Here is a 608-nt window from a genome sequence, read left to right on the forward strand (position 1 = left end):
GGTCTACCGAACGCAGTCGCCGCGCCAACTCATCGGGTGTCCAGGCTTGCCATTGCTCTTGGTCCGGCACCACCGGATGGGCTGTTGTCATGTCTGGGGCTCGTAGATTAATCGAAGGGCTTCGTAACGGCGCCATTCGAACCCCTTTCACCCTCCGGCTCAACATTTTTATCGACTAGCCTGAATCCGCATCGCCCGTCATTAAAGGAGCCGTCACGTGCAAGTTCATCAAGACCACCGTAATCGGCGGTCGTGGCCTGTTGGCGCAGATGCAACCGTGGGTGCCGAAAGCCTGATCACGGCGCGTTGACCACCACATACGTCACATCACTGCCCTGATACTGCGGCTGGTACCAGGTCGAACCGCACTGCATGTAGGCGACGTTGTACTGAATCACCTGCACACAACTGCTAGGCATTTGCGCCGGGGTAAAGATCGAGCCCACCACCGCCGCCGTGACCGCGACGGTTGCCGTCACCGCCGCTGCGGCAGCCAGCGGATGGTAGTGATCGTCGTAGCCATAACGGCCATGGCCGTCGACATCAATGTCGACATCGCGACTGTTGCCGATATTGACGTTACGGTTGACGTTGCGATTGCTGTTATT

The 608-nt window shown here is 58.4% G+C and carries 1 pseudogene; it reads right to left on the reverse strand.

From position 1 onward, the window contains the following. Positions 1–296: 296 nt before the first annotated feature. Positions 297–608, reverse strand: a pseudogene (locus BK660_RS31370) (hypothetical protein); the annotation flags it as partial.

The sequence above is a fragment of the Pseudomonas brassicacearum genome (assembly GCF_003732265.1).
Classification (GTDB): Bacteria; Pseudomonadota; Gammaproteobacteria; order Pseudomonadales; family Pseudomonadaceae; genus Aquipseudomonas; species Aquipseudomonas brassicacearum_D.